Source organism: Microvirga brassicacearum, assembly GCF_008757455.1.
GTDB classification, from domain to species: Bacteria; Pseudomonadota; Alphaproteobacteria; order Rhizobiales; family Beijerinckiaceae; genus Microvirga; species Microvirga brassicacearum.
Window position 1 is genome coordinate 66,366 of the sequence record NZ_VCMV01000025.1, and the last position, 25,254, is coordinate 91,619.

Here is a 25,254-nt window from a genome sequence, read left to right on the forward strand (position 1 = left end):
CATTCGCGATGCGCGGGATCTGAAAACGGTCGCATCAGGCGTTGCGCGCCGCCGCCAGCGCCTTCTCGAGAATATCCAATGCCTGGTTCATTTGCGTCTGCGATGTGACCAGCGGTGGGGTCAGCGTCAGGACATTGCCCATCGTCGTCTTGAAGGAGAGGCCGTTCTCCAGCGCGTTGTAAAGGGTTCGCTCTGCGATTGCTTTGGCGGGTCGTTTGTCATCGTTGCTGGCAAGCTCGACGCCCATGAGAAAGCCGCGACCCCGCACGTCTGCGACTTCGGTGAATCGGTCTTTCCAACTCTCCAGACGTTCGAGCGCGCATTGTCCGACACGCGCTGCGTTCTCAACCAGCCCTTCGTCCTCGATAATCTGAATGGTTTCGAGCGCAGCCCGCGTCGTGACCGGGTTTTTTTCATGCGTATAGTGCCCGAACGCCCACGCCTCGCCCACATCCAGTTCCGGCCGGCACACCGCGGCCGCAATCGGAAGAATGCCGCCGCCTAGTCCTTTTCCGAGGACCAGGATGTCGGGCGTCACACCATCGTGCTCGCAGGAGAACATGCGACCCGTCTTGCCAAGCCCGGTGGGGATTTCGTCGAAGATCAGCAGAGTTCCGGTGCGGTCGCAGGCCTCGCGAACCTTGCGCCAAAAGCCTGGCGGTGGAACGTACGGAACGGCGCGGATCGGCTCGGCGATGAACGCCGCGAAATCACCTTCGCGGGTCAACACGTAGTCGATCATGCGTGCGCAGACATCGCCCGATTCCTGAGCGTTGCGACCACCATAGGGGCAATTGAAGCTGCCAAACGGCGCCACGTGTTCGGCTCCGGGCATCAGGGGTCCGTGCGGCTTGCCGCGAAACAGAGCCTCGCCGCCGACGCTCGCGGCACCAAACCCTGCTCCGTGGAACGCATCCCAGAACGACAGCGTCTTGAAACGGCCCGTGGCGGCCCGCGCGACCTTGATCGCAACCTCGATCGCGTCCGATCCGCCGGTGGTAAAAAGAACCTTGGAGAGGTTGCCCGGCGTGATTGCCGCGAGTTTCTCGGCCAATTGGACAGCGGGTTCGCACGTAAATCGGCGCGGCGCGAAGGGCAGCGCATCCATCTGCTCGGAAATGGCACGCTTCAGGCGTGGATGGCCGTATCCGATGTGGTGAACATTATTTCCGTGGAAGTCGATATAGCGCCTGCCACCAGTATCCTCAATGTAGATGCCCTCCGCCTTCTTGATCGCCGTGAGGCACGGGGTCGATACGGATTGATGCAGGAAAGCGTTCGAGTCGCGGTCCAACAACGCGCGGGTTTCGACATTCACATTTTCGGTCGACCAGGCCGCCCGCGCCGGAGTTGAGTTCGTGTCGCTTTCGGACTCGGCTGGAGCGTGTTCCTGGAGCATCGACTTCTCTCTTGGCTGGTTACCTGTCGGCCGGTGTCGTTCGTCGACCAGTTCTGATTGGAGCCGGAATGAGGCGTTCATGCAACCATTGGATTCGCAAAAAGCCGTTGCCGTGGGGGAGAAGTTGGACCGCTTTGCGCCAAGCGTGACCGAGCCGCAGACGTCAAACAATTTCTTCCAAGGGCAGGCTTGCCCTTGCAACCTGTTCGGCAATATCGAGAAAGCTCGACACCAGAGGAACCCTTCGCCGCTCCTCAAGGCAGATGACGTATTCCTTGACGGAGAGGCTTGCATTCTCGACGTTTAAAGTATGAAGGCCCGCATGATCGCGAACTTCGCTTTCGAAGACGATGCCGATGCCGAAGCCAGCGATGACCGCCTCTTGAACAGCCTCGCGCGTTTGGACCTCCATGACCGAACCGGGTCGTATGCCGGCCTCCGAAAGATTGTTCTCGAAGACTTCTCGGGTGATTGATCCGCGCTCCCGGACGACGAGCGGCCGGCCGTTGAGTTCCTGCATGAGAACGTGCGTGCGGTAGCCCCAATCATGCGATTTCGGCACGAACAGGACAAGGCGGTCCATGCGGAGCGGCAGGCTGTGGATGCGCGGGTCGGAGACGCGCTTTGCCATGACACCGACGTCGGCCTTGTAGTCGATAATCTGCTGTAGAACATCCGCGGAATTACCGACGCGCAGTGAAAACGTGAGCCCGGGATGGTCCCGCTTGAGAGAAACCAGTAGCGGCATCACATGGTTGGCGCTGTCAGCCGCGACCCGAAGGTGGCCGTGGGTGAGCGTCCGCGCGCCGCCGAGCAGCGCCGCCGCCTCGTCTTCGGCCGCAAAAAGTCGCGTGGTGATGGAGAACAGGTTCTGGCCGATGGGCGTCAAGGTCACGCCACGTCTGCGGCGGTCGAAAAGGTTGACTGAGTGCGCCACCTCCAAGGCGCGGACCTGCGCAGAGAGCGTCGATTGACTGACGCCACCGGCAATCCCGGCGCGCGTGAAGCTGCCCTCCTGAGCGACTTGGTGAAAAGCGTGCAATAAAGTTATGTTCATGGCCACCGCCTGCCGCAGTCATATAGATGTTATCAATACTAAGTATGCATAACAAGTATTTGACCAATAGCAGGCGCGTGTCAGGTTTGGCGCACTGACCAGGAGATTTCGACATGTCCTCTCACGCGATCAACCGCGCAGAATCGGAAACCGGTGACCCCCTTTTGCTCACGCCGGGCCCATTGACGACGTCGAAATCCGTCAAGGCCGTCATGGTTCACGACTGGGGGTCTCGCGACGCAACCTTCCTGAAGATCAACGAGGAGGTGCTCGCCCGCCTGCCGGAAATCATTCACGGCGAGGAAACTTACGTCACCGTCCCGATGCAGGGCTCCGGCACCTTTGCGGTCGAGGCGATGCTGACCAGTCTTGTTCCGCCCGACGGGAAAGTTCTGGTGCTGATCAACGGTGCTTATGGCCATCGTGCCAAGCGCATTCTCGATATCGCGTGCCGTGAAACGACGGCCTACGAGACCGCCGAGGATACGCCTCCCGATCTTACGGCGATCGACGAAATCCTGAAGAACGACCCCACTATCACCCATGTGTTTGCAGTTCATTGCGAGACTACCAGCGGCATCCGCAATCCCATCGAGGCCATCGGCAAGCTTGTGGCCCGGCATGGGCGCCGGTTCCTGATCGATGCGATGAGTGCGTTTGGCGCGCTCCCGCTCGACGCGCGGGAGACGCCATTCGATGCGGTCGCGGCCTCGTCCAACAAATGCATCGAAGGGGTGCCGGGCCTCGGATTTGTCATTGTGAAGCGCGATGTCGTGAGCGGCGCCAAAGGCAACGCGACGACGCTGGTTCTGGACCTGCATGATCAGTGGCAGAATTTCGAGAAATCAGGACAGTTCCGCTTCACCCCGCCGATCCATGTGATCGTCGCCTTTCATCAGGCGCTCAAGGAATTCTGGGCGGAGGGTGGCGTGCAGGGTCGCGGTGGCCGCTATGCCGAAAATGGCAAAATCCTGATCGACGGCATGCGCGAACTTGGCTTCAGGACGTTGCTGCCCGCAGATCTTCAGGCGCCGATTATCGTGACGTTTCACATGCCCAGCGATCCGGCTTTCGTGTTCCAGAAATTCTACGACGGCCTGAGCGAGCGCGGTTTCCTGATCTATCCTGGCAAGCTCACCGTGGCCGATTCCTTCCGCATTGGCTGCATCGGCCGGCTTTATCCGAAGGACATGCGAGCGGCGCTCGAAGCGGTCCGCGACGTCCTGACCACCCTCGGCGTCGCAACGCCCCTGCGCAAAGCCGCTTGAGGAAGAGATCGATGAACGTGCAAAACATCACCCCCGCCGAGGTTACCGCGAACGGTCGCCGCTACCGCATTCCGACCATTCCCACGGTTGCAGTCTGCATCGATGGTTCCGAGCCCGGCTATATCGAGGCTGCCATCGCGGCGGGGCTGGCGCCGACGATCGACCGGATGATGAAGACAGGCTCCAATCTGCTCGCCACGAGCGTCATCCCGAGCTTCACCAATCCCAACAACATCTCGATCATCACGGGAAGGCCGCCCGCTATTCATGGCATCGCTGGCAACTATTTCTACGACACGGAAGCGCGCGAGGAGGTCATGATGAACGACGTGCGCTTCATGCGCGCGGACACCATCATGAAGGCGTTCCAGGACGCCGGCGCCAAGGTTGCGGTCGTCACCGCAAAAGACAAGCTGCGGACGTTGCTTGGAAAAGGGCTTGACCCCGCGACCGGCCGAGCGATCGCGTTTTCCTCCGAGAAGGCCGACAAGGCGACGAAGGCGGAAAATGGAATCGGCGATCTCCTGACCTTCGTGGGCATGCCATTGCCGGACGTCTATTCGGCGGACCTTTCAGAATTTGTCTTTGCTGCAGGCGTCAAGCTGATGCAGTCGTTCCGGCCGGACGTGATGTATCTCTCGACGACCGACTACATCCAGCACAAGGCGGCGCCGGGCTCCGAGATTGCCAATTTGTTCTACGCGATGATCGACCGCTACGTTGCGCAGCTCGATGCAATGGGCTGCGTCGTCGCGCTGACGGCGGATCACGGGATGAACGACAAGTACCTGCCTGACGGAGAGCCCGACGTCATCTATCTCCAGGATTGGTGCGACAAGACCGCCATGCTCAATGGGGCGCGCGTCATCCTGCCCATTACCGACCCGTATGTGGCGCATCATGGGGCACTCGGCTCATTTGCCACGATCTATCTCCCGGAAGAGGCTGAACGGTCCGCTGTCATCAAGGAACTCGCCATGCTCGAGGGCATCGAACTGGCGGTCGGCCGAGAAGATGCCTGTGCGCGTTTTGAACTTCCGCCGGACCGGGTTGGCGATATCGTGGTCGTCTCGACGCGCCACAAAGTGATCGGAACCAGCCGCGCCCGTCATGATCTTTCGGGTTTGACCGAGCCCTTGCGGTCTCATGGCGGCCTCACCGAGCAGGTTGTGCCGATGATCGTCAATCGCAAGCTGTCGCTGCCGGCCGGTCGGCAGCTGCGCAATTTCGATGTCTTCGACGTCGCGCTCAACCTTGTGAACTAGGAGAGTTCGATGAACATCGCCACGAGAGACCCGATCTACCGCGAGACGATGCGCATCGCCGGCAAGGCCGTGGCGACCGATGAAGTCGTGGAGGTGCTGAACCCCTATAACAACCAGGTTGTCGGCACGGTCCCGTCCGCGCGCCCGGAACATGTCCGGGAAGCCTTCGCGAAAGCGCGCGCGTTCAAGCCCAAGCTCACCCGTTATGAGCGGCAGCAGATTCTCATGCGCACGGCCGAGATCCTGCGCGATCGTCGGGAAGAGTTTGCGCGTCTCATCACGGCCGAAAGCGGTTTGTGCTGGAAAGACTCGCTCTACGAGGCGAGCCGCGCCTATGACGTGTGGTCGTTTGCCGGGCAGCTCTCCATTCGCGACGACGGCGAAACGTTCTCCTGCGACATCAGTCCGAATGGCAAGCAGCGCAAGATCTTCACCCAGCGCATGCCTCTGATGGGCGTCATCTCGGCGATCACGCCCTTCAACCATCCACTCAACATGGTGTCGCATAAACTCGCCCCGGCGATCGCGACCAACAATCGCCTCGTGCTGAAACCGACCGAATTGACCCCGCTGACAGCGTTGAAGCTGGCCGACGTGCTATATGAAGCAGGCTTGCCGCCCGAGATGCTGTCCGTGGTGACGGGGAATCCCGCATCCATGGGCGATTCAATGATCACCGATCCGGATGCCGACCTCATCACGTTCACCGGCTCGGTACGCGTGGGAAAGCACATTGCATCCATCGCCGGCTACAAGCGCTTTGTTCTTGAACTCGGTGGCAACGACCCGCTCATCGTGATGGAAGACGCGGACCTCGATAAGGCAGCGGAACTCGCGGTGCAGGGGGCCACCAAAAATTCAGGGCAACGTTGCACGGCGGTCAAGCGCATCCTGGTGGTGGAGAGTGTTGCGGATGAGTTCTCGGAACTCGTCCTCGCCAAGGCCAAAAAGCTGAAATGCGGCGACCCCATGGATCCGACGGTCGATGTGGGCACGGTCATTCATGAGGGCGCGGCCAAGAGTTTCGAACGGCGCGTCAACGATGCGGTGGCGGCGGGTGCGCGGCTTCTGCACGGCAATAACAGGACTGGCGCCCTTTATCCGCCGACGGTCGTCGATCACATTCCGTATGATGCCGAACTCGTGCGCGAGGAAACCTTCGGCCCCGTTATTCCCATCATTCGCGTACCCGACGACATCGATCAGGTCATCCGTATTTCCAACGCGACGGCTTTCGGCCTCTCGTCGGGAGTTTGCACCAACCGCTTCGACTATATCACGCGTTTCATCAACGAGCTCGATGTGGGCACCGTAAATATCTGGGAAGTGCCCGGGTATCGCATCGAGATGTCGCCGTTTGGCGGCATCAAGGATTCGGGAAATGGCTACAAGGAAGGCGTTTGGGAGGCGATGAAAAGCTTCACGAACGTCCGCACGTTCTCCATGCCGTGGGGTGGCTGACCCATGGCTGGATCGGGGATGGCGACCGACCTCTCCCGCCTGACGGCTTCAGGCATCCGCCTGTGCGAAGCGCTGGAAGGCCGCCGCGACGGACCGATAGATGTCCCGCTTGAAGGGGACGACCAGATCGATCACCGCGTCGAGAGGTTCCCATCGCCAGGCGTCGAATTCCGGCTCGGCCCCATTATGCGTACGCGTGACGTCGATCTCGCTGTCCTCTCCGAGAAATCGCAGGGCGTACCAGATTTGCTGCTGACCCTTGAAGGTGGAAAGCCTGTGCGGCGGGCCGGTATAGGCGGGAAAGTCGTAATGCATCCACGCATTCGTGCAGCCCATGACACGCGCAGTGGTCACGTTCGTTTCTTCCCACAATTCACGTCGCGCCGCAGCTTCCGGGTCCTCGTCCGGATCGATGCCGCCCTGCGGCATTTGCCAGGCGTGGCCGGGGCTGATGATCTCCGGACCATCATCCCCGATGCGGCGCGCGATCAGCACGCGCCCTTCCGCGTTGAAGAGGGCGATGCCCACATTGTGCCGATAGGGAAGGGCGCTCACGCTCATCGCTGTTTTCCGTCACTTCCTGCCGACAGGGTATTGCTGAGCCATCTCATCGATGAAAAGTTGCGGATGGTGTGCCGGCAAACCCGGTTCGTTCGAGCATATATGGCGAACTTGCCGCGGCTTGTCGATTTCCAGGGCGACGCAGCGTCGATAGGCCGGAGTGGTAAGGCATCATATGAGTTCCGGCGCGATCGATCCCATGGTTTTCGGTGCCGTTCTGAGCGCTGCGGCGATGCATGCGGGTTGGAACGCCACCTTGAAGATGAAGGGCGATCCGTTTTTTGCCATGACGCGGATCACTACGCTTGCGGGGATCATCGCGGTCCCGCTGCTCGTGCTGTTCGGTTTTCCACGCCTGGAATCCTGGCGTTGGCTCATGGGTTCGATCGTTCTGCATCTGGGCTACTACATCGCTCTGACCGAGGCCTACCGCTATGCGGATATGAGCCAGGTGTATCCCATCGCCCGGGGCGGCGCGCCGCTTCTGACCACGGCCGGCGCTTTGCTTCTCCTGCACGAGCCGATCACGGTGCAAGGCGCGTTCGGCATTCTGTCTCTTGCAGGCGGGGTCGTGCTGATGTCCTTTTCGGGGCGCGACAAGGCGCTCGATCTGCGCACCATCGCGCTCTCGCTGCTGACGGCTGCGATCATCTGCGGCTACACGCTGGTCGATGGGATCGGCGCGCGGGTGGCGGGCGACCCTCACGCCTATTCGGCCGCGCTCTTCGTCATCGATGGAATTCCGCTGCTGCTGTTCGCGCTTTGGCGGCAGGGCACTCGGGGAATTGCTCCGCTCTTTCACAAAGCCGGCCCCGCGGCGATCGGCGGCGCGATGTCGCTTGGATCATACTGGATTGCCATCTGGGCCATGACTGTCGCGCCGATCGCGATTGTCGCCGCTTTGCGCGAATCCAGCGTCCTGTTCGCTGCGCTCATCGCGCACATCATTTTGAAGGAGCCGATGCGCCCTCAGCGCGCGATGGCGGCAGGCTTTATCTGCCTCGGATTGGTTTTGATCCGCGTGCAATGAAAGTTGTCATGAGTCGTTCGCATAAGAGCGCTATGCGGGCGGCTCGCGGACGAAGCGAATGACATTAAAGTTCTTTTCGATGCTCAGGTTGTGAGCGCCAGATTGGCGCAATATCAGTCAGGATCGAGAGAACTACGCATATATTTCTCTTGCGTAAGCATTCGGAGCGTCGTGTAGTGTGAAAGTCAAGACAACAACAAGGGGATCGGCAAATGAAAACTTGGATTGCAGCTGGAATGAGCGTCGCGATAGGCCTTGGTTTCAGCCAGGCGGCGATTGCTCAGCAGAAGACGAAGCTTAGCGTCTATACGGCCCTGGAAAACGACCAGCTCGGACCCTTCAAGCAGGCCATCGAAGCCGCGGTCCCCGAGGCGGACATTGCGTGGGTGCGTGACTCCACGGGCGTGATCACCGCGCGGTTTCTCGCGGAAAAAGATAATCCGCGCGCCGATATGGTGATGGGTCTTGCTGCCTCCAGCCTGCTCATGTTCGAAACCGCCGGCCTCTTGCAAGAGTACAAGCCGAAAGGCGCCGAACAGTTGAAGGAAGTCTTCCGTGACCCGAAGGATCCTTACACCTGGACCGGCATGGATGCGTATCTCGGCGTTGTCTGCTTCAATACGGCCGAAGCGGCCAAGATCAAAATGGCAGCGCCGGCCTCCTGGAACGACCTCCTGAATCCTGCCCTGAGCGGCAAGGTCGTGATGCCCCATCCGGCGTCGTCAGGCACAGGCTACCTGATGGTCGCAGGCTGGCTGCAGGGCATGGGCGAGGAAGCGGGCTGGAAGTTCATGGATGGCCTGCACAACAATATCGCGGCCTATTTGCATTCCGGATCGGCCCCATGCGTGCAGGCCGCCAAGGGCGAGCGGGTCGTGGGTCTGGCTCTCGACATGCGCGGCGCATCGGAGAAGAGCAAGGGTGCGCCACTTGATGTCATCATCCCGAAGGAAGGCACCGGTTGGGAAATGGAAGCGACGGCGATCGTCAAGGGGACGAAGAACCTCGACGTTGCCAAGAAAGTCGCTGATTGGGGCGCCACGAAAGCCGCAAGCGAACTCTACTCGAAGACATACGCGATCGTTGGATATCCCGGGGTCCAAAATACACCTCCGAACTACCCCGCCAACGCCGAGAAGGGCATGATCAAGAACGACCTCAGTTGGATGGCGGCCAACCGCGACCGCATTCTTGCAGAATGGTCGAAGCGCTACGAGTCGAAGGCTGCTCCCAAGAACTGAAGTGCGGTCCAAGGACATGCTTGTGAAGGAATCCGTGTTGATGAATCACATCAGTGTTCCATTGCTGGAGGGCGCGCCGGTTTCCGGAGCGGCCGCGCCCTCCGCTTACCTGAAGATCGAGAACCTGACGAAGCGGTTCGGCGCCTTTACGGCGCTGAACCGGATCAATCTCGAAATCCCCAAGGGTGAGTTCGTCTGCTTCCTTGGCCCTTCCGGATGCGGCAAGACCACGCTCCTGCGCGCTATTGCGGGGCTCGACCTACAGAACGAGGGATCGATCCATATCAACGGCCGCGACGTCTCGCATGCGGAACCAGCGCAGCGGGATTTCGGTATCGTCTTTCAATCCTATGCGCTGTTTCCAAACCTCACCGTCGATCGCAATGTCGCCTACGGCCTCGTCAACCTGAAATGGTCGCGAGCCGATATTCGCAGCCGCGTTCAGGAGCTGCTCTCGCTTGTCGGATTGCCTGACCAGGGCGACAAATATCCGGGACAGCTTTCGGGAGGCCAGCAGCAGCGTGTGGCCCTCGCACGCGCACTTGCGACCTCGCCCGGCCTGCTGCTTCTCGACGAGCCATTGTCGGCCCTCGACGCCAAGGTCAGAATTCGATTGCGGGCCGAAATTCGTTCGCTTCAGAAACGACTGGGCGTGACCACCATCATGGTGACGCACGATCAGGAAGAGGCGCTCGCGATGGCCGATCGCATCGTGGTCATGAACAATGGCAGCATCGAACAGATCGGCGGGCCGGAAGTCATTTATTGCAAACCGGAGACGGCCTTCGTTTCCGATTTTGTGGGCCATATGACATTTCTCGACGCAACCGTGCTGGAACACGGCCGCGTCGGAGTGGGATCGCTTGTGCTCGCGGTGGCGAATTCACGCGGTTTCGCGCCGGGGACGACCGTCAAGCTCGCCATGCGGCCGGAGGAGGTCAGAACTCGCAGCATCGACAGTTCGACCACGAACGCGTTCGAGGCGCGGGTCGAGAGCCTCTCCTTCCTGGGTGCGTTCTGCCGTGCGACGCTCAATCCGGTCGATTCACCCGGAACCATGATCGCCGTCGATTTCTCCACCAACGCCATGCGCGACCTCGGCATATGCGTGGGGCAGACACGCCTTGTGGCATTCCCTCCGGAAGCGCTTCGCATTTTCCCACACGATTCACGCGAGATGCACGCATGACCATCGGGCTCTCTCTTCCTGCCGCATCCGAGCGGGCGATCAGCGAGAAACAGGTGGCGGCAGTGCTCATCGGCGCGCTCTGCCTGATCCTGATCCTGATCATCGCGCTTCCGCTCTGGGCGCTCCTGTCGAAGAGCTTCGAGGATGCGGACGGCGCTTATGTGGGGTTTGCCAACTACCTGACGTATTTCACGACGCCCACTCTCTTCGTCTCTCTCTTGAATTCTCTCATGGTGGCATTCCTGTCGACGGCGATCGTCGTTCCGCTGGCGTTTGCCTACGCGTATGCTCTCACGCGAACGCGGATGCGTGGCCGAGGCTTGTTCTATGCCGCGGCGTTGCTGCCGATTTTTGCCCCCTCGCTGCTGGCGGCGATTTCGCTCGTCTACATTTTTGGAAACCAGGGATTCCTGAGTTATCTGCTCATGGGAAACAGCGTCTACGGACCCATCGGCATCATCATGGGCGAGGTGTTATCCACGTTTCCGCATGCGCTGCTGATCCTCGTGACGGCCCTTTCGCTGGCGGATGGGCGCCTCTATGAGGCGGCGGCAGCATTGGGAACCACAAAACAGCGCGTCTTCTGGACGATCACGCTGCCGGGCGCGCGTTTCGGCGTCATCAACGCGACGTTCGTGGTTTTCACCCTTGTAATCACCGATTTCGGTGTGCCGAAGGTGATCGGCGGGCAATTCAATGTGCTCGCGACGGACGCCTATCGGCAAGTGGTGGGGCAGCAGAATTTTTCGATGGGCGCCGTCGTCGGCATGATTCTCCTCGTTCCGGCAGCCGTGGCGTTTGTAGTGGATCGCATTGCCAGGCGCCGTCAGGTGGCATTGTTGTCCGCCCGCGCGGTGCCCTATGAGCCTGCCCTCAATCGAGCGCTCGACACATTCTACATGATATTCTGCATCCTCATCGGTGGTGCCATCGTTGCCACTTACGGGGTCGCTGTGTGGGCGTCGTTTATTCAATACTGGCCGTACAACCTGTCATTTACGCTGAACAACTACGTCTTCTCCAATGTGGAGCCCAGCGGATGGGACCCCTATTTCAACTCGTTGAAAATGGCAGCGGCGGTGTCAGTGGTGGGAACCGCCCTGGTCTTCTCCGGCGCCTATCTCCTGGAAAAGACGCATGCGTTCCCGCTCGGGCGCGCCGTCGCTCAGTTCCTCGCCATGTTGCCGATGGCGGTTCCCGGCCTCGTTCTCGGACTGGGTTATGTCTTCTTCTATAACGCGTCGTGGAATCCGTTGTCGTTTCTCTACGGGACGCTGACAATTCTGGTGATCAACACACTGGCGCATTTCTACACGGTCTCGCACATTACGGCGACCACGGCGCTGAAGCAGATCGATGGCGAGTTCGAGGCGGTCTCGGCTTCCTTGAGAGTCCCCTTCTGGCGCACCTTCAGCCGCGTGACAGTGCCGATTTGCGCCCCGACAATCCTCGACATCGCCGTCTACATGTTCGTGAACGCGCTGACCACGGTGTCGGCAGTCATCTTCCTTTATGGGTCCAACAGCAAGCTCGCGTCGATTGCCATCGTGCATATGGACGAAGCGGGAGCGGGCGCCGCCGCAGCCGCAATGGCGACGGCCATCATGGCAACGGCCATCATGGTGCGGATGCTTCATATTCTGGCGACGCGCTTTATCTTTGACCGTTTCCAGAGCTGGCGCCGTCGATGAAGCGGGCACGAAGCGTAGTCCCGGCTTCGCGCGTCACTTGCCGCAATAACAAGCGTTGAACGACGAGAGATCGAGATTTCCAAACGCGCAGACATAAGCCGGCAGCGCGCGAGCGTCGATCTCTCCGTGACTTACCGGATAAAGCCGACGAAAAATGTTGCGCGTCTGGTCGCCTGCCATCCCTGATTGACCCATGGTCTCGGCGATCTTGTTCACGGCGGTCGCCGAATATGCGCCTTGGCCGTAAGCTTCGGTAAAGACGTACTCGCGCCGCCACTCGCCTGGGATCGTGGTTGAGGCCAGTTCCAGATTGGCGAGGTACCAAGTCGAGAAGTCCTTCGGCTGGCCGGTCTGCCGGTCGTATTCGAATACATGAAAACCGGGGTTGTTGCCGAAGACCGGGCTGACCGACGGTGCAATCTTCTCGACGCCGACGGCATTGTTGTCCGCCATCACGAGCCGATAACCGTCCTGATGCGTGTGGCCGGCAAAACTCGCCTGGATGGTGGCGGCGTATTCGCGCATCAGCATCACGAAACGGGACGCGAAGGGCTCCTTGAGAAACGGCGCTGCCCGCGCCGGGCAGCTCACGGCGGCTGCGGCGTGTTGCGTCGTGTAGGAGTCGATGCCGACAGGAATGTGGTGGACGAGCCAGACCTGCCGCCCAGCCGCGCGAGCCTCCGTCAGTTGCCGCTCGACCCAACTCATCATCGCCTCCGCGGCAGCGATCCCGCCGGTGCCGCAGGCATCGCGATAATTGCTCGACCACAGCACGTCATTGACAACAAGGATCGTTGTGCCGGCGAACGTTGGATGACGCGCCGCGTAGTATCCGCCGGCCCGGTAGGTCTCGTCGAATTCCGGCGTCAGGAGATCCGGTCCCGCGAGATCACGCACGGTCTCGCGCGAGGAGGAGAGGAAGGCACCGCCCGGCTCGATTTGGTAATCGCCGCATTCCGAATCGTTGTTGCCTAGCGCAACGAGGATCGCCCGCCCCGGCAGCGCAGCGCGCAGGGCGTCCGCGACATAGATCTCGGTCTTGATTGCGAGCGACCGCATGACGTCAGATGTCAGCGAGGTGCCGAGCGCCTGGGCGGCGACCTCCTCGAAGCGATGCACCAGGAGATCGCCCGGTACCATGACGAGATCGGCGTTTGCCGCCTGTTCGGAAAGCGCCGCGAGGGCAGAGGAAAGGAGCGGCTGGTTCGTATCCTCGCCGCGGCGGGCGAAGGCTTGCTTCGTCACGGAGGCGAAGATGGCGGGCCACTCTTTCGGCGCGGCGTTGGAAAGCCGAGGCGCAAGTTCGGGCACGGCGAACGGGTTGAAATGGATATCGGAGATCACGGCGAATGTGCGGGCCGGCTCAGCGGCGCGCGCCGAGATGGGACCGACAAGCCCAATCAACACAAAAAGTAGAAGCCCTTGCGCGTGAAAAAAGTTGCGAGCCATGAAATTCACCCCCGCGCAAACCTTACCGATATTGCGAAGGCAAGCCACCTCTCTCACTCAGGATTCTGATTCGACTCCCCGGCAAGATCGAGATGAGATCCCGGTCGTTGCGGCGAGATGCCTTCGCCCGCGGGTGATGAAGCCAGCCTGTCGGGCGCCAACTCCTCGGGAGCGAAGTCATCTACCTCGATTGCGGCTGCGACCGCTTTCTCCGTTTCTTCGAGGCGATAGGCGTCATCGTGCGAGATAAGGCCGCTTTCGCGCGCCTTGCGCCAATCGCGTTCGCCGGATTGTTTCAGCTTGTCGCGGATCACTTCGGTCTGCGTCACCCATGTGAAAGCACGCTCCAGCCGGGCAAGTCCCTCGTCGCCGCCGCCATGATAGAGCCCTGCCGTCAGACGATTGCGGGCAGCGGAAGGTTCGGTGACGATGTTGGCGCATTGGGTCATCAAGACGTCGGACGGGCCGAGCGCGCGGGCACCCAACGGTTGGATGAGGAACTTCAGCAACCAGGCGACAGGGCGGTTGGGGAGGTTGGCGAAAATCTCGGCGAAACTTTTTTCGATGGTTTGAAAGCCGCTCTCCATGCAATAGCGCAGGAGAGGCAGGTCTTCCTGTTGGCGCTGCTCGTCCTCCCAGCGCTTGAGCGCAGCCGAGAGCAGGTAAAGCTCGGACAGAATGTCGCCGAAGCGGGCCGAGATCAGTTCCTTGCGCTTCAACGCGCCACCCATGGTGAGAAATGCAAAATCGGCGGCGAGCGCAAAGCCTGCCGAATATCGGCTGAGTTGCCTGTAGAACCCGGTTGCCGCGCCGGCGCGCGGTGCCGGCGCGAACAGCCCGCCGGTCCAGTTGCGGCCCCATGCGCGAAAAAGCGTCTTGATCGCATGGCCCACATGCGGCCAGAAATGGTGGTCGAATTCGACGAGGCCAGCCTCGTCATCCTGGATGCCGAGCGCGCGAATTTCCTTCAACAGATAGGGGTGGCTGCGGATGGAGCCCTGGCCGAAAATGATGAGGCCGCGCGTGAGAATATTGGCACCCTCGACCGTGATGCCGACGGGAATCGCGCGGTAGAGATTGCCGATGTAGTTGTGCGGGCCGTCGATGACCGCCTTGCCCGCGTGAACATCCATGGCATCGTTGAGCGCGATGCGCATGCGCTCGGTCCCCTGCAATTTCATGATGCCGGAGATCACCGCGGGATGGTGGCCCTGATCGAGACCGGCGCAGGTCAGTCGCCGCGCACCATCGAGCAGGTAAGCGATGCCGGCGATGCGCGCGAGTTTTTCCTGCACACCCTCGAATTTTCCAATCGGCACGTGAAACTGTTCGCGAATGCGGGCATAAGCGCCCGTCACGTGAGCGGCGAAGGATGCGCCCGCGGCGGATAACGACGGCAGCGAGATTCCACGGCCGGCCGCAAGGGCGCTCATCAGCATGCGCCAACCCTGGCCGACACGCTCGCGGCCGCCGATCACATCGTCGAGCGGAATGAAAACGTCGCGACCGCGATTCGGTCCGTTCTGGAACATCTGGAGGCAGGGGATGTGCCGTCGGCCGATCTCGACGCCGGGCGCATCGGTTCGCACCAGCGCCACGGTGATGCCGATGTCCTCTTCGCCGCCGAGCAGGCGTTCGGGGTCGTAGAGCTTGAACGCAAGTCCGAGAACGCTGGCGATGGGCCCGAGCGTGATATAGCGCTTGTGCCAGTTGAGGCGGATGCCGAGCACCTCTTGCCCCTCATGCGTGCCACGGCAGACGATGCCGGTATCGGACATGGCGGCGGCATCCGACCCGGCCTCGGGGCTGGTCAGCCCGAAGCAGGGGATCTCGCGACCGTCGGCAAGGCGCGGCAACCAGTAATCGCGCTGGGCATCGGTGCCGAACTGCATGAGGAGTTCACCCGGTCCGAGCGAGTTCGGCACCATGGTGACGACAGCGGCCGCCACGGAGCGCGTGGAAATTTTCCGCACCACTTCCGAATGGGCATAAGCCGAGAAACCGAGGCCGCCGAAGGCCTTGGGAATGATCATTCCGAAAAACCGATTGGCCTTGAGAAACGCCCACGCTTCAGGCGAAAGATCACGGTCGGTCCAGGTGGTGCGCCAATCATCGAGCATGGCACAGAGGGTCTCGACCGGGCCTGCGAGGAACGCTTCTTCCTCGGGTGACAGGCGCGCCGGCGGCGTGGCGAGCAATTTGCTCCAATCGGGATTGCCGGTGAACAGTTCCGCGTCCCACCACACGTCGCCGGCTTCGATCGCTTCGCTCTCGGTCGCCGACATGCTGGGCATCGCGTTTTTGGCGAAGCGGAAGGCTGGCCGGGTGAGGCGGTTGAAGCGGAAACTCTCACTGTCTGTCATCGCGCGTCGAACTCACTTCCATCTTGCGAGCCGCCATCGAGATGGCGCGCAGAATGGCGTCCGTTCGACGGAGTCCCCGTATGGCCCAGCTTGCTCCTTAACGTCGTCTCCCGCAAACCGTTCCTGTGGGGGAGGCGCTTCCGGAGCAGATCAAAACGGAATGTCGTCGTCGATCTGGCTGTAGCGCGAGCCACTGCCGCCGGCACCCACCAACGCGGGAGCGGAGCGCCGTTGCATCGGCGAGACGTTGCCAAAATCGCCTTCCCGGGCCTGTCCGTCGGCGCCCTGCTGATCGCCCTGGTCGACACCGGCCCCGCCCCGGCTGTCGAGGATCGTCAGTTCTCCCCGGAAACGCTGGAGGACGATTTCGGTGGTGTATTTCTCCTGCCCCGATTGATCCTGCCATTTCCGGGTCTGGAGTTGTCCCTCGAGATAAACCTTCGAGCCTTTCTTGAGATAGTTCTCAGCCACCTTGGCGAGGTTCTCGTTGAAGATCACGACGGAATGCCACTCGGTCTTTTCCTTGCGCTCGCCGGAATTTTTATCTTTCCAGCTCTCGGAGGTGGCAATCCGTAAGCTGACCACAGGCTCCCCCGAGCCAAGCCGCCGGACTTCAGGATCGCGTCCGAGATTGCCGACCAGAATCACCTTGTTCACGCTGCCAGCCATCGAAAAACTCCTCGTCCTTGGCATATGTTGGCTACTAATGTTCTAGTTTTGTTCTAATCGGATAGCAATCTCTTATCGAGATAAAAAAAGACCGCGCCCCTCGTTGTGAAGGTTCGAGACCCCACATCTGGGGCGAGCCGGGGCCGGGACTTTTGGCGTTCGGCGGCGTTCTGCTATATTGGCCGCGCTTCACTTTGAGATCCTGATGAGCACACACACCGAATCCCACCACCGCACAACGAGCGAGGCTTGGCTTGTCCGCCTGCTGATCGGCGGCGCGGTTGCGTGTCTGATCGGCGCTGGCGGAATACTTTGGTGGCGTCAGGGTGGCGCGGTGTTCAACGACATGGTTCTGGCAGCCCTCGCCTGGTGCTTCTGAGGCGGGAATCGCCGCGTCGTGCGGGCGAGGCCATGGCGCGTCTTGTTCCACCGGAACGGCGTCCACATCAATTCCCAAAGGCCTCGCCACGCAGCAATGCTGATGAGCAGGTAATAGAACGGCAGCAGAAGCGTCCAGGGCAGCAATTGCCATAGGCCGCGCCGCGAAAGCGCGACAATCGCCGGCACATAAATCGCGGCGATGCCCAGCACGAAAAGCGTCGCGCTGAAAGCGCGCCAGATCAGGCTCCAACCGGCGCCCGTCTCGTCCCACCAGAGAAGCAGCGCAAAGGCGCTGAAGAACGGATAGCCGAGCGCACTCAGCACGGGGCCCAACGTCACGGTGATTGCCCCATAGGCGCGCCATACCCCCAGGTGCCGGACCGTCTGAAGTGGATGCCGCGAATGGCCGATGCAGGTTTGGATGAAGCCTTTCATCCAGCGTGTTCGTTGTCTCATCCAGGCCGCGAGGGTGCTGGGCGCTTCCTCCAGCGTCGAAGACGGAAGATCCGCGACCCGATAGCCGAGGCGCGCCAGCCTGATCCCGAGATCGGCGTCCTCGGTCACGTTCCACGCATCCCAACCACGGATGGCCTTCAGCGTGTGGGTGCGGAAATGATTCGATGTTCCGCCGAGAAGAATGGGGCTGCCGATCAACGCGAGACCCGGGTTGAAGACGTCGAACAACGCGGCGTATTCGACCGTGAACATCCGTGTCAGCCATGTATCGCGGGTGTTGTCGATGGTGAGGCGCGCTTGAAGGCAGCCCACATCCGGCGGCAGCTCCGCAAAGGACGCCGCGGCCAATCGAAGCTGATAGGGATCCGGGTCGTCCTCCGCATCATAAACCACCGTGAGATCGCCGCGCGCGAGCGGGAGCGCCACATTGAGCGCCCGCGGTTTCGTGCGCGGATAGCCCGGTGGGGCGACGACGACGGCCATATGTCCCGGCAGGCGGATGGCAGCCAGTGCCGCCCGCGTCTCCCGGTCGTCGGCTTCGACCACGATCATGATGTCGAGCTTCTCGCGCGGATAATCGAGGTTGCACAGGGCGGCGATCAGCTTGTGAACGACCGCGCCTTCCCGGTAGAGCGCCGCAATCACCGTATACGAAGGAAGCTCCGAATCTTTCGCGCGACGCGGCCTTGCGGCGGGTTCGGGCGGATTGGCGAGAAGGCAGGCGGCCAATCGAGTCACCACCATCCCGAGAAAAAGAGGGCTCGCCGCGATCGCAAGGCCGATGATGGGCGTGTAGCGGCCAAAACTCGTGCTCAACACCAGCGCCAGGAGAACCAGACAGAGCCAAGCCAACTGGCGCCAGAGCCAACCGTCCCGGCTCGACAGGTCCACTCGCCATTCCGGCAAGGCATGGGACGCCTGATGGCTGATGGAGCCGGCCTTGGTCTCGAGAACCGCGCGCCGGAGCGCCGACGGCGTCGTCACCACCGCGCCTCCGCCCTGAAGATGGCGGTGCTGCAGGAGCCTGACCAGCATTGCGCCCTGCGGCGCGAGGAGAAACCCGCCGGCCGATATTGCGAGGGGAGCCAATCCCGCTTGGATGCTTTCCGGAAAGCGGGCCCTCTGCGACACCCGTCCACGATCCGTGAAGGGCAGGGCAAGTTCCAGCGCGAGCGCCCGGTAACAGGCGGTCTCGTCGATAATGTCCGCCGCGAGGATGAAGCGGTCCGCTGTGACGCCGGCATGGGCAGCGCCGATCGCGATCTGGCGGAGTTCGTCGAGGGTAAAACCCCGACCCAACAGAAAACCAAGTTCTACAGGCAGGTGGAGGGGGCGTAGAGTTGACTGGCCGGGGCTCTCGGCTAGACCATGCTTCATGGTCGGCTCGGGCCGCCAATGCGGGGTTCGTTCAGGAACGGATCTTCGGCAGGTGACAAAAGGTTTCGGTGGTCCAGACGAAATGAATGTTATCCTATTACATAGTCGGATCTGGAGCAACCGCCTTTTCCTAAGCGTTCTCGTGTCGGCTGCGCTCGGCGCCGCCTTAGCTTTTCCCGCGCGAGCACAGGTCGCCATTCCCAATTTTTGGGATCCGCGTGTTCAAATCGAGCGGCCCGACCTCGTCGGCCTCCGAACGATCCGATTCCTGATCGACGACGACTTTCCGCCGCTTCATTTCTCCGGCCCCGATGGCAACCCGACTGGCTTTTCGGTCGAACTCGCCCGGGCGGCCTGCGAGCGGCTTGCGATCACCTGCACGGTGCAGGTGCGGCGCTTCGACCTGCTTCTGGATGCCCTCGCGGATCGTCAGGGCGACGTGGTCGCGGCGGCCATTCCAACGACCGCGTCCCTGCGGGAGCGCTTTGCCGTGACAGGCCCGTACTTCAAGATCCCGGCCCGTTTCGCCGTGCGGCGCGACCGGAAGCAGCCTCCTCCGCAGGCGGATTCCATGCCGGGTAAGAGCGTTGGCGTGGTCGCGGGGACCGCCCAGGAGGCGTTTGCCAAGACATTCGCCCCGAAGGCCACCTTCAAGGCCTTTCCCGCTCTGACGGATGCTCAGAACGCTCTCAAGGCGGGAGAGATCGACTACGTCTTTGCCGACGGCCTCGGTCTATCGCTTTGGCTCAACGGTGAGGAATCGGAGGGATGTTGCGACTTCGCAGGTGGCCCCTATCTCGAGAGCCGCTTCTTCGGAGAGGGAACGGGCTTCATCGTCCGCAAGGACGACGAGACTTTACGGCGGGCGTTCGATTACGCGCTCCAGCAGCTCTGGAAAGAGGGCAAATATGCGGAGCTTTATCTGCGCTTCTTCCCGGTCAGTCCCTTTTAAGCCGCATTGACCGGGGACGACCCGCTCTCTAGATCACTGTGCTTCACCCCTGGAGCATGATACCGGCCGAAAACCGCTTCACACTTTTCGGCATCATGCTCTAGTGTGCCGCGTTTCCAACAGTTCCGGTCCGATGCCCCAGTCAACTCGTTTCGATCCAGCCCTTGTCGACGCCGCCCAGACGGCCAATGTCTGGCCTTTCGAGGAGGCGCGCAAGCTTGTCGAGCGGCTCAAACGGACCGGCAAGAAAGAAGCGTTGTTCGAGACCGGTTACGGACCGTCGGGCCTGCCGCATATCGGCACGTTCGGGGAGGTGTCGCGGACCAGCATGGTGCGCCACGCCTTCCGCGTGCTGACCGGCGACACGATCCCGACGCGCCTGATCGCTTTCTCGGACGACATGGACGGCTTGCGCAAGGTGCCCGACAACCTCCCCAACAAGGAGCTTTTGGCAGCCTCGCTCGGGAAGCCCCTGACGCAGGTCCCCGACCCATTCGGCAAGTTCGAGAGCTTTGCCCACCACAATAATGCGCGCCTGCGGGAATTCCTCGATGCGTTCGGCTTCGATTACGAGTTCCTGTCGGCCACGGAATGCTACAAGGCGGGCCGCTTTGACAAGACGCTTCTGACGGTGCTTGAGCGTTATGACGCAGTGATGGAGATCATGCTGCCGTCGCTGCGCGCGGAGCGCCAGCAATCCTATTCGCCGTTCCTGCCCGTCCATCCGAAAACCGGGCTCGTGATGCAGGTGCCGATCGAGGAGCGCAAAGCCGAGGCCGGAACGATCGTATGGCGGGATCCGGATACCGGTGAGCGTTTCGAGACGCCGGTCACGGGGGGGCACGCCAAGCTGCAATGGAAGCCCGACTGGGCCATGCGATGGGTGGCACTCGGGGTCGATTACGAAATGGCCGGCAAGGATCTCATCGACAGCGTGAAGCTGTCCGGCCAGATCGCCAAGGCGCTCGGTGGATTGCCGCCCGAAGGATTCAATTACGAGCTGTTTCTCGACGAAAAGGGACAGAAGATTTCCAAGTCGAAGGGCAACGGCCTGACGATCGACGAATGGCTGTCCTATGGCACGCCGGACAGTCTCAGCTTGTTCATGTACAACAAGCCACGTGAGGCCAAGCGCCTGTTCTTCGATGTCATTCCGCGGCAGGTCGACGATTATCTGACCTTTCTCGAAAGGTATCAGACGCAGGATGCGAAAGCGCGTCTCATGAACCCCGTCTGGCACCTTCATGCGGGCGAGCCGCCGGCGCCGGAGCTCCTGGCGGCAAGTGGCGGCAACCAGCCCGGAACGACGATTTCGTTCTCGATGCTGCTGAACCTCGTGGCGGTGGCGAATTCCGAGGAGCCGTCAGTGCTCTGGGGCTTCATTCGCCGGTATGCGCCGGGCGTCTCGCCCGAAACGCATCCCCGCCTCGATCTGCTGGTGCGGGGCGCGGGCCGATATTTTCAGGATTTCGTCAAGCCTCAGAAAACATATCGGCTGCCCGACGAGGTGGAAGCTGCCGCCTTGCAGAAGTTGGCGGATGTGCTGGCGTCTTTTGAAACTGGCGAGCGCCCGATGACCGCCGAGGCGATTCAGGAGGAGATCTACAATGTCGGCCGCTCCGTGCCACGCTATCAGGACCTGAAGGCGAAGGGCGCGACGCCCGAGCGTCCCGGCGTCTCAATCGAATGGTTCAACGCGATCTATCAGGTGTTGCTCGGCGAGCCGCGCGGACCGCGCTTCGGCTCGTTCGTGGCGCTTTACGGCGTCAAGGAAACGCGCGCGCTGATCCGCAAGGCGTTGGCCGGCCAACTCGTCAGCGAGCACGAGGCGTTTCTCAAGGAGCGGGACACCGGTCGCGCCGCTTGAGCGCAACGCGCTCTGCCGCCGCGCCTATTGCCGTGCCCACATGATCCGCGCGACCCAGGCGACTTCCTCGGTGGGGATGGTGCGGTCCTCATGCTCGGGGTTGAGCGAGACGAGTTCCAGGCTCTTGGCCGACCGGCGACGGAGTTCCTTGGCGAGGACCTCTCCGGTTGTCGTCCGAACGACCACCCGGTCTCCCTTGCGGATGCTTGCGGTCGGCGAGAGGATCAGCACGTCGCCGTCCCGGTAGAGCGGCGCCATGGAATCGCCTGTCACCTCGAGCGCGAAAACCTTCTCCTGGCCGAAATCCGGAAAATCGATCTCGTCCCAGCCAGGGACGTTGCTCGGAAGGCCTTCGTCGGTGAAGAACTTGCCGGAGCCAGCCTGTGTCATGCCGATCAGGGGCACCATCGACCGGCGCAGGGAACCACCGGGCTCCACCAGTCGCAGGAAATCCTCCAGCGTCGCCCCGGTTGCGCGCAGGATCTTGGCAATCGACTCCGTCGAGGGCCACCGGTCGCGACCTTCCGGGCTGGTCCGTTTCGATTTATTGAAACTTGTCGCATCCAGCCCGGCCTTGCGGGCCAAGCCGGAGGCAGTCATCCCGTGGCGAGCAGCCAGGGCGTCGACGGCGGCCCAAACGCGGTCATGAGACAGCATGGTTGTAAACCTTAGTTGGGCAGTTCCAGCTCACTGAACCCGAACCTAATGGTAGGAATTAAGGTTGTTCTGTGTCAGGCGCAATATGAAAAAAGTATCGCCATTTTTGGCTAATCTTGCGGTTGCTCCTTTTGCCTCCGCTCGCTACTCCGAATAGCATGAGGATCATTTACAAAATCTGTATACGAAGCCTGTGGCGCGAGGCGGAAGCGAGCGGCCGGTTCGATGGCGCTCCGATCGACGTACAAGATGGTTACCTCCACTTTTCCACTGTTTCGCAGGTCCACGAAACCGCCGCGCGGCACTTTGCCGGCCAAAATGACCTGCTGTTGATTGCAATCGACGCCGAACAACTCGGCGAGGATCTCCGTTACGAGCCCTCGCGGGGAGGCGACCTGTTTCCGCATCTCTACGCGCCCCTGCCGCTTTCGGCTGTCCTGTGGACGAGACCGCTCGATCTCGGGGCTGACGGCCGCCACATCTTTCCGGATCTCGACACATGATCGTTTCCCTGTTTCCTCTGGCCAAACGGGTCCTGCATGCGCTCGACGCGGAGACGGCTCACCACCTAACGATCAGGAGCCTGTCCCTGATGCCGCTCGTCCCGCCTCAAAAGGACGACCCGCGGCTCGGGCTCGATGTCTTCGGGCGGCATTTCCCGAACCCGGTCGGCCTTGCGGCCGGGTTCGACAAGCAATGCGAAATTCCCGACCAGCTCCTCGGGCTCGGCTTCGGCTTCGTGGAGCTCGGAGGCGTCGTGCCGAAACCGCAGGCGGGCAATCCTCGTCCGCGGGTTTTCCGGCTACCTCAGGATGAGGCCATCATCAATCGGTTCGGTCTCAACAGCGAAGGCCTTGCGGCGGCAAAGGCGCGTCTGTCACGGCGCGTCGGAAAGCCCGGCATCGTGGGTGTGAACATCGGAGCCAACAAGGAATCCGAGGATCGCATTGCGGATTATGTGGCGTGCATCCGCGAATTGTGCGGCCTCGTCGATTTCCTGACCATCAACGTCTCGTCGCCCAACACGCCGGGCCTGCGCGACTTGCAGGGTGAAGCCTTCCTGGATGACCTTTTGGCACGCTGCATCGCGGCCCGCGATCAGGCCGATCAGGGTCGCTCAAAGACCACCATCCTGCTGAAGATAGCCCCCGACATGTCCCTCGACGCGCTCGACGCAGTTGTGGCGACGGCCCTGAAACGCGGTGTCGATGGCCTCACGGTTTCCAACACGACGATCGAGCGGCCACCGAGCCTGAGGGACAAGGCGCTGGCGCAAGAAACCGGGGGCCTGTCGGGCAAGCCGCTCTTCGGGCCCTCCACAAGGATGCTCGCCGAAACCTTTTTGCGCGTGGAGCGAAAGATCCCCCTAATCGGTGTTGGCGGCGTTGATTCCGCCGAGGCCGCTTGGGTCAAGATCAGGGCAGGCGCGAGCCTGATCCAGTTCTATTCGGCCATGGTCTTCAAAGGACCGGGTCTCGTTGGGGAAATCAAACGCGGATTGGTGCGAACGCTTGAAAGCGAGAATATTTCGCTTGCTGCCGCCACAGGTCGGGACGCCGCGGACATTGCCAAGGGAAGGCTCTAAGCCAGCCGGGAGAAGGTTGCTTTCGTCAGACGGGAGCAAAAGAAGGCTTGTCCGCTTCCGCGCGCCGCAAGGAACACCAGAAACGCCATCCACAATCCCACATTGCCCGCATCGCGCATGAGGAACAGCACACCGATGAAGAGCGCGAACGCCGCCACCATGAGGTTGCGCATCGCAACCGTCCACGTTGCGCCGGTATAGATCCCGTCAAACGCAAAGGCTGCAGCGCCCATGAGCGGCGTCAGGGCCGCGTAGACGAGAAATTCGCGCGCATAGGCGCGAACGTCGGGGTTGGTCGAGACGAAGTCGATGAACGCGCCGCCGCCTAAGAAAAACAACGCAAAGACGGCGAGGCCGAAGCCGAGACTCCAGAACAGGCTCAATCCGACGGCGCGACGAAAATTCCGCTCGTCCCGGGCTCCGATGCACTGGCCGCAAAGAGTTTCGGCCGCTGTGGCAAACCCGTCGAGAAAATACCCGCCGATGAGAAACATGTTGTAGAGCACGGCATTCGCCGCCAGCGTCACGTCGCCTGAGCGCGCGCCCATGGCGCTGAAGATCGTGAAAGCGGCGATAAGCGCCACGTTGCGGATCATGATATCGCGGTTCATCGCCATGGTCTGGATCATCGCGGCGCGATTGAGGATTTCCGCCCAGGTGACCGATAGGGGATCCGAACCGAGCCGGCGCAGCACGAGAATCCCGAGGACCACGCCGATCGCCTCTGCCAGAGCCGTACCGATGGCAGCGCCTGCGACGCCGTACCCGAAGACCAGGACCAGGGTCGCGGTCAGGATGATGTTGATCACATTGATGGCGACCTGAAGCACCAGCCCCAGATCAGTGCGCCCCCTGCCCAATGTCGAGCCGAGGATGACGTAATTTGCCAGCGTGAACGGCGCAGCCCAGATCCGGATGAAGAAATAGACCGAGAGCGCCTCCGTCACGGCCGCACTCGCCCCTACGATTGGAAACGCGATGGCGGCGATCGGCCATTGCAGCAGGATCAGCAATGCGCCGGTCATGGCGGCGACGACCAGGGCGCGAGCAAGCGTGCGGTCGACCTCGTGCCGATCGCCCGCGCCTGTCGCCTGGGCGGTCAGACCGGCGGTCGCCATGCGCAGAGAACCAAAGCTCCAGAACACGAAATCGAAGATGACCGCGCCAAGCGCCACAGCGCCAAGGAGATGCGCCTCACCCAGCCTTCCGACCACCGTGGCGTCCACGAGGCCAAGCAGCGGCGTCGTGACGTGCGACAGGGTCATGGGCAGCGCAAGCATCAGCATGCGCCGGTGATTGACGTCAATTCTCCGTGGGCGCGCGAGGGTGTCCATCG

The 25,254-nt window shown here is 61.5% G+C and carries 21 protein-coding genes; 12 read left to right on the forward strand and 9 right to left on the reverse strand.

The genetic code is table 11. From position 1 onward, the window contains the following. Positions 1–34 precede the first annotated feature (34 nt). Together pbfA and FEZ63_RS16120 are read right to left on the reverse strand one after the other, a co-directional pair. On the reverse strand, positions 35–1,399 hold the full coding sequence (gene pbfA / locus FEZ63_RS16115) for a (R)-1-hydroxy-2-aminoethylphosphonate ammonia-lyase (protein WP_150946296.1): 1,365 nt from the start codon (positions 1,397–1,399) through the stop codon (positions 35–37). 163 nt (positions 1,400–1,562) lie between these two features. Next, positions 1,563–2,456 (reverse strand): LysR family transcriptional regulator, encoded by an 894-nt coding sequence (locus tag FEZ63_RS16120; RefSeq protein WP_150946298.1) that lies wholly within the window; start codon positions 2,454–2,456, stop codon positions 1,563–1,565. Between the two features lie 113 nt (positions 2,457–2,569). On the opposite strand from FEZ63_RS16120, the gene FEZ63_RS16125 reads away from it, so the two are divergent. From FEZ63_RS16125 to phnY, 3 genes are read left to right on the forward strand one after another with little or no spacing between them, the layout of a single operon-like run. Next, positions 2,570–3,724 (forward strand): 2-aminoethylphosphonate--pyruvate transaminase, encoded by a 1,155-nt coding sequence (locus tag FEZ63_RS16125; protein ID WP_150946299.1) that lies wholly within the window; start codon positions 2,570–2,572, stop codon positions 3,722–3,724. Positions 3,725–3,741: 17 nt separating this feature from the next. Beyond that, entirely contained in the window at positions 3,742–4,989 is a 1,248-nt protein-coding gene (phnA, locus tag FEZ63_RS16130; protein WP_420846290.1) for a phosphonoacetate hydrolase, read from the forward strand. A 9-nt stretch (positions 4,990–4,998) separates the two neighbouring features. Further along, entirely contained in the window at positions 4,999–6,450 is a 1,452-nt protein-coding gene (gene phnY, locus FEZ63_RS16135) for a phosphonoacetaldehyde dehydrogenase (protein WP_150946303.1), read from the forward strand. A gap of 48 nt (positions 6,451–6,498) precedes the next feature. Here phnY and FEZ63_RS16140 read toward each other — a convergent pair whose 3' ends face one another. Continuing rightward, entirely contained in the window at positions 6,499–7,011 is a 513-nt protein-coding gene (locus tag FEZ63_RS16140; protein WP_150946305.1) for an RNA pyrophosphohydrolase, read from the reverse strand. A gap of 175 nt (positions 7,012–7,186) precedes the next feature. Between FEZ63_RS16140 and FEZ63_RS16145 the strand changes: the two genes are divergently transcribed. The 4 genes from FEZ63_RS16145 (at position 7,187) to FEZ63_RS16160 (ending at position 12,162) form a co-directional block, all read left to right on the forward strand. Beyond that, on the forward strand, positions 7,187–8,041 hold the full coding sequence (locus FEZ63_RS16145; RefSeq protein ID WP_150946307.1) for an EamA family transporter: 855 nt from the start codon (positions 7,187–7,189) through the stop codon (positions 8,039–8,041). Positions 8,042–8,277: 236 nt separating this feature from the next. After that, positions 8,278–9,282, forward strand: coding sequence for a putative 2-aminoethylphosphonate ABC transporter substrate-binding protein (locus tag FEZ63_RS16150; RefSeq protein WP_244622828.1), 1,005 nt, complete (start codon positions 8,278–8,280; stop codon positions 9,280–9,282). A gap of 40 nt (positions 9,283–9,322) precedes the next feature. Next, a complete protein-coding gene (locus FEZ63_RS16155) occupies positions 9,323–10,471 on the forward strand; it encodes a putative 2-aminoethylphosphonate ABC transporter ATP-binding protein (RefSeq protein WP_150946311.1) in 1,149 nt (382 codons plus the stop codon). Further along, positions 10,468–12,162: a putative 2-aminoethylphosphonate ABC transporter permease subunit gene (locus tag FEZ63_RS16160; RefSeq protein WP_150946313.1), complete on the forward strand. Its 1,695-nt coding sequence runs from the start codon at positions 10,468–10,470 to the stop codon at positions 12,160–12,162. Before FEZ63_RS16155 ends, FEZ63_RS16160 begins: the two co-directional genes overlap by 4 nt. A 33-nt stretch (positions 12,163–12,195) precedes the next feature. Here the strand turns inward: FEZ63_RS16160 and FEZ63_RS16165 are convergent, their stop codons facing one another. The 3 genes from FEZ63_RS16165 to ssb all read right to left on the reverse strand — a co-directional run bounded on the left by FEZ63_RS16165 (position 12,196) and on the right by ssb (position 16,643). After that, on the reverse strand, positions 12,196–13,611 hold the full coding sequence (locus FEZ63_RS16165) for a metallophosphoesterase (RefSeq protein ID WP_150946315.1): 1,416 nt from the start codon (positions 13,609–13,611) through the stop codon (positions 12,196–12,198). 53 nt (positions 13,612–13,664) lie between these two features. Beyond that, on the reverse strand, positions 13,665–15,974 hold the full coding sequence (locus FEZ63_RS16170) for an acyl-CoA dehydrogenase (RefSeq protein ID WP_150946317.1): 2,310 nt from the start codon (positions 15,972–15,974) through the stop codon (positions 13,665–13,667). Between the two features lie 150 nt (positions 15,975–16,124). Further along, complete coding sequence (gene ssb / locus FEZ63_RS16175) at positions 16,125–16,643, reverse strand: single-stranded DNA-binding protein (protein WP_150946319.1); 519 nt, start codon at positions 16,641–16,643, stop codon at positions 16,125–16,127. A gap of 205 nt (positions 16,644–16,848) precedes the next feature. On the opposite strand from ssb, the gene FEZ63_RS24830 reads away from it, so the two are divergent. Beyond that, the gene (locus tag FEZ63_RS24830; protein WP_153245859.1) at positions 16,849–17,022 is read left to right on the forward strand and encodes a hypothetical protein; all 174 of its coding nucleotides are present in this window, start codon (positions 16,849–16,851) and stop codon (positions 17,020–17,022) included. On the opposite strand, the gene FEZ63_RS16180 is transcribed toward FEZ63_RS24830, so the two are convergent. Beyond that, positions 16,965–18,857, reverse strand: coding sequence for a glycosyltransferase (locus tag FEZ63_RS16180; protein WP_162419761.1), 1,893 nt, complete (start codon positions 18,855–18,857; stop codon positions 16,965–16,967). The two genes, FEZ63_RS24830 and FEZ63_RS16180, sit on opposite strands and share 58 nt — an antisense overlap. Before the next feature lie 142 nt (positions 18,858–18,999). Between FEZ63_RS16180 and FEZ63_RS16185 the strand changes: the two genes are divergently transcribed. Continuing rightward, positions 19,000–19,809 carry a transporter substrate-binding domain-containing protein gene (locus FEZ63_RS16185; protein ID WP_244622829.1) on the forward strand — a complete coding sequence of 270 codons (810 nt, stop codon included), beginning with the start codon at positions 19,000–19,002 and terminating at the stop codon, positions 19,807–19,809. A 133-nt stretch (positions 19,810–19,942) separates the two neighbouring features. Beyond that, the gene (locus tag FEZ63_RS16190; RefSeq protein ID WP_150946325.1) at positions 19,943–21,676 is read left to right on the forward strand and encodes a lysine--tRNA ligase; all 1,734 of its coding nucleotides are present in this window, start codon (positions 19,943–19,945) and stop codon (positions 21,674–21,676) included. Between the two features lie 24 nt (positions 21,677–21,700). Here FEZ63_RS16190 and FEZ63_RS16195 read toward each other — a convergent pair whose 3' ends face one another. Further along, positions 21,701–22,333 (reverse strand): S24 family peptidase, encoded by a 633-nt coding sequence (locus FEZ63_RS16195; RefSeq protein ID WP_150946327.1) that lies wholly within the window; start codon positions 22,331–22,333, stop codon positions 21,701–21,703. A 158-nt stretch (positions 22,334–22,491) separates the two neighbouring features. Here FEZ63_RS16195 and FEZ63_RS16200 point away from each other — a divergent pair, with 158 nt between their 5' ends. Together FEZ63_RS16200 and FEZ63_RS16205 are read left to right on the forward strand one after the other, a co-directional pair. Then, positions 22,492–22,836 (forward strand): DUF952 domain-containing protein, encoded by a 345-nt coding sequence (locus tag FEZ63_RS16200; protein WP_150946329.1) that lies wholly within the window; start codon positions 22,492–22,494, stop codon positions 22,834–22,836. Then, positions 22,833–23,918 (forward strand): quinone-dependent dihydroorotate dehydrogenase, encoded by a 1,086-nt coding sequence (locus FEZ63_RS16205; RefSeq protein WP_150946331.1) that lies wholly within the window; start codon positions 22,833–22,835, stop codon positions 23,916–23,918. The genes FEZ63_RS16200 and FEZ63_RS16205 overlap by 4 nt, the downstream gene beginning before the upstream one ends. On the opposite strand, the gene FEZ63_RS16210 is transcribed toward FEZ63_RS16205, so the two are convergent. Next, positions 23,915–25,252 carry an MATE family efflux transporter gene (locus tag FEZ63_RS16210; RefSeq protein WP_150946333.1) on the reverse strand — a complete coding sequence of 446 codons (1,338 nt, stop codon included), beginning with the start codon at positions 25,250–25,252 and terminating at the stop codon, positions 23,915–23,917. The two genes, FEZ63_RS16205 and FEZ63_RS16210, sit on opposite strands and share 4 nt — an antisense overlap. Positions 25,253–25,254: the final 2 nt, after the last annotated feature.